This is a genomic window from Porcipelethomonas sp. (assembly GCF_051893655.1).
In the GTDB taxonomy this organism is placed as follows: Bacteria; Bacillota; Clostridia; order Oscillospirales; family Ruminococcaceae; genus Porcipelethomonas.
In genome coordinates this window covers 1-3,925 of sequence record NZ_JBJFHN010000039.1, presented here as the reverse complement: position 1 = coordinate 3,925, position 3,925 = coordinate 1, and the positions used below count along the sequence as shown (strand labels likewise).

Below are 3,925 nucleotides of genomic sequence, written 5' to 3'. Positions count from 1 at the left end.
GCTTTAATGTGTAGAAAAAAACGATTTTTATTTCTGCTTTCGCTGATGGAATTATTATTGCATATATTTGGTGGGATTGTAAAGGGAAAATTTTGTTGCTCATATATTTCTAATAAATAATAAACAAAAGTTAGTTGGTAGTAAGTTGGTAATAGCATATTTTTTTATAAAATATCAAGATATTTTTATTTTATTTAACAATTAAACAAGTAAAATAAAACCTTACAAACTGCATATTTACGCAATTTGCAAGGTCTATGGCGGAGAAGGAGGGATTTGAACCCTCGCGGCAGTTTCCCACCCTACGCCCTTAGCAGGGGCGCCTCGTCACCACTTGAGTACTTCTCCATGATAACAAAACAAGTATAAATAAAATGGCGGAGAGGGTGGGATTCGAACCCACGGTCCCTTGCGGGATCACTGGTTTTCAAGACCAGCTCCTTAAACCACTCGGACACCTCTCCATTGCTTGAATCAGCTTATTTATTATATCGCATTTCGAGTGAAATGTCAACAGTTTTTTTATAAAACGTGAATTTATACAAAATTCAACACATCAAATTGTGGAAATTATATATTTTGTTATAAATTCTTTACTATTTTCAAGCTTTTCGTTTATAATTTCGTTTAATACTTTATTGAGCATCAGACCTATCTGTTCGTTTTTTAAACCTAATTTTATCAAATCATTACCATTGACTGCCAGATCTTTTAGCCTGTAACATTCCTTATTCTCAATTATCTTAATTGCTGTTTTTTCTTGAACATCTGTCTTTTTAAGCCTTTCACGGCAGAAATCCTGTTTTGACATCGAATCTGCTCTTTGCACATCAAGAAGATTGAAAAAATTTTCCTCTCCGATTTGGTTTAAAAGCATTTTAATTTCAGCTTTAGTATTCAGTTCATCACTGTGATGACTGATAATATATACAATATCATTAATATCATTATGTGAAAATTTTAGCCTTTTAAGTATTTCCACTGCTTTTAATGCACTTTTTTGAGCATGACCTTTAAAATGACCTCTGCCGTTTTCGTCCATTTTAAAACATTCAGGTTTTGAAATATCATGAAAAAACATAGCAATTTTTACTTTTTTTATTTCTGCCGCAGCCGATACAGCATGAATAGTATGCTCCCATACATCATATTTATGATAGGGACTATATTGCCTGAATCCGAATGACGCTTTAATTTCAGGAATAAAAACTGCAATGACATCAGCATATTCTCTTAAAACTTTTTCTGAATTTTTTCCTGTGACAATTTTTATAAATTCCTCACGTATTCTTTCCATGGAAATATTTTTTATAAGGTATTTCAGACTGTGAACAGCCATTGAGGTTTCATTTTCTATTCTGAAACCAAGCTGTGAAGAAAATCTTATAGCTCTGAGAATCCGCAGAGCATCTTCAGAAAATCTGTCGTGGGCATTTCCTACAGTACGGATAATACCGTTTCCCAGATCATTTTTTCCATTGAAAGGATCTGTAAGAATTCCTTCCTTGTTTACCGCCATAGAGTTAATTGTAAAATCACGTCTTTTAAGGTCTTCATTAAGACTTGAAGTAAAAAAAACATTATCCGGATGGCGGCTGTCAGTATATTTTCCGTCTATTCTGTAGGTAGTAATTTCAACTGAATGACCTCCGGCAATTACAGCAACTGTTCCGTGTTTTTCACCATAATCTGTTTTACTGTATTCATCAAGGCATTTTTTTATTTCTTCCGGAAGAGCATTTGTGGTTATATCAAAGTCATGCGGAGTTTTACTAAGAAAAAAATCTCTTACACATCCGCCAACAATATAAGCTTCAAAACCATTTTTTTCAAGATGATTTAAAATATCATAAATATAATCCGGAATACTGAACATTCTTATCACTCCAAGTCATTTTATACTGTAATAATTATATCACAATGTTCCTGAGATTTCAATTCACTGCATACCAATTTATTCATAACAAGCCTTTTACTGGTTTTTCTGTATGTTATCATGAAATTTTCACATAAAAAAGTATAATATAAATATAAACAAAAAACCAAGACAAAGGTTTTACATATAGAAAGGATGTTTGATTATGGACAATTTCCAGAATAATAACATGAACAATAATGATAATGAGCAGAATTCTTTCAGCTACAATTATGCTCAGAATGATACGATTAATACAACAGGAAGTGTTGTTGACGAAAAGCCTCCGAAAAAGAAAAAGGTATTTAAAAGAGTAATTGCTTTTGCTGTATGTGCCGCAGTTATTTCGGCTGGTTCAATTCAGGCATACAGATATATTGATGATAATTTTTCATTTGAAAACTTTTTCAGCAGAGGCAGCAGTACTTCTTCATCTGAAGCAGCTGATTCTTCCTCATCAGGCAGTGAAGCCTCCAATAAAGGAAGTTCAGATGAAAAAAGCCTGATTGAACTTGCATCCAGAGAGGATAGCCTTTCTGTTCCGGATGCTGTTGCAAAGGTTATGCCGGCAGTAGTAGGCATATCTTCTGAATTTCCGGTCAGCGGAGGAAATTCTGCTGAAAACTGGTTTTTCGGCAATCAGGGACAGACCAATACTCAGGTTGCTACAGCAACAGGTACAGGTATTGTAATGACTTCAGAAGGCTATATTGTAACCAATGCCCATGTAATTTATGATTCTGAACAGGGTTACGGCAAAGCTACAGCTGTTTCTGTTCTGATGTCAGACGATACAGAATATGAAGCTTCAATCATAGGATATGATACCGATACAGATATTGCGGTTTTAAAAATTGATGCGTCAGGTCTTACTCCTGCTGAATTTGGCGACAGTGATGATCTTCAGGTAGGCGAGCTTGTACTTGCAATAGGCAATCCGCTTGGATTTGAGCTTTTCGGTTCAGTAACAAGCGGTATTGTATCAGCATTAAATCGTGAAATTACAATTAACGATAAGCAGATGAATCTTATTCAGACAGATGCTGCTATTAACTCAGGCAACTCAGGCGGACCTCTTGTAAACAGCTATGGTCAGGTAATAGGTATAAATTCTGCTAAAATGACATCAACATATTCTAGTGCTTCTGTTGAGGGACTGGGTTTTGCAATTCCTATCACACAGGCTAAAGACATTATTGATGACCTTATTAATTATGGCTATGTAAAGGGCAGACCACAGCTTGGCATTACATGTATTGATGTTGATGAATCTACAGCACGTCTTTATAATATGCCTGTAGGCACTTATGTACGTTCTGTTACTCCTAACGGTGCTGCCGATTTGGCCGGTATTCAGGAAGGCGACATTATTATAGGTGTAAATGGTGAAGCTGTTTCCAATACTGAAGAACTTAATGCAAAGAAAAATGAACACAATGCCGGAGATTCTATTACTTTGACTATTTCCAGAAACGGCAGGGATATGGAAGTTAAGGTAACCTTGCAGGAAGTAACTCAGGGTGACACACTGTTCGGTGATCAGGAAGCTGTTGAAAATTAAAGAAAATTATGTTTAGTCTCCTTTCAAAAAAATAGGTGCTTAAATGTGCCATATAAAAACGTCTGTCAATCAATTGGCAGACGTTTTTTGATATGTTATACTGAAAGAGCAGTCGACAAACACCCAAAAATCTGGTAGAATAAAAGCAATAAAAACCAGAAAGGGAAATGAAAAATGAAGTACAGTAAAGAGTTCAAAGAGGAAGCCTTGAAGCTCTCAGACGAGGTTGGACTGAAAAAGGCCGCTCAGCAGTTAGGGATACAGTATTACAACTTGCCGACTGGCGAAAAGACAGAAAAGCAGCATTAAGTCGTCCGAAACTTTCAGACTCCGGAGCAGATAAACGCATCAGAGAACTTGAACGAGAAAATGCAGACCTCACGGTATTACAAAGGCTGACACAGTAACACAGGACAGAGAGAATCTGATAAAGAGAGATTTCAGTGCAG

Annotated in this window: 3 protein-coding genes and 2 tRNA genes; 2 read left to right on the top strand and 3 right to left on the bottom strand. The window is 35.8% G+C overall.

From position 1 onward, the window contains the following. Window positions 1-258 precede the first annotated feature (258 nt). The 3 genes from ACI4WO_RS02070 to ACI4WO_RS02060 all read right to left on the bottom strand — a co-directional run bounded on the left by ACI4WO_RS02070 (window position 259) and on the right by ACI4WO_RS02060 (window position 1,876). A tRNA-Ser gene (locus tag ACI4WO_RS02070) sits at window positions 259-348 on the bottom strand. Between the two features lie 27 nt (window positions 349-375). After that, window positions 376-464: transfer RNA gene (locus ACI4WO_RS02065), tRNA-Ser, on the bottom strand. Between the two features lie 92 nt (window positions 465-556). Beyond that, complete coding sequence (locus ACI4WO_RS02060) at window positions 557-1,876, bottom strand: CCA tRNA nucleotidyltransferase (RefSeq protein ID WP_439805898.1); 1,320 nt, start codon at window positions 1,874-1,876, stop codon at window positions 557-559. A gap of 205 nt (window positions 1,877-2,081) precedes the next feature. Between ACI4WO_RS02060 and ACI4WO_RS02055 the strand changes: the two genes are divergently transcribed. Both ACI4WO_RS02055 and ACI4WO_RS02050 read left to right on the top strand, forming a co-directional pair. Further along, window positions 2,082-3,476, top strand: a complete 1,395-nt coding sequence (locus ACI4WO_RS02055) for a S1C family serine protease (RefSeq protein ID WP_439805897.1) — start codon at window positions 2,082-2,084, stop codon at window positions 3,474-3,476. 174 nt (window positions 3,477-3,650) lie between these two features. Beyond that, complete coding sequence (locus ACI4WO_RS02050; protein ID WP_439805896.1) at window positions 3,651-3,785, top strand: hypothetical protein; 135 nt, start codon at window positions 3,651-3,653, stop codon at window positions 3,783-3,785. The last annotated feature ends 140 nt before the right edge of the window (window positions 3,786-3,925 follow it).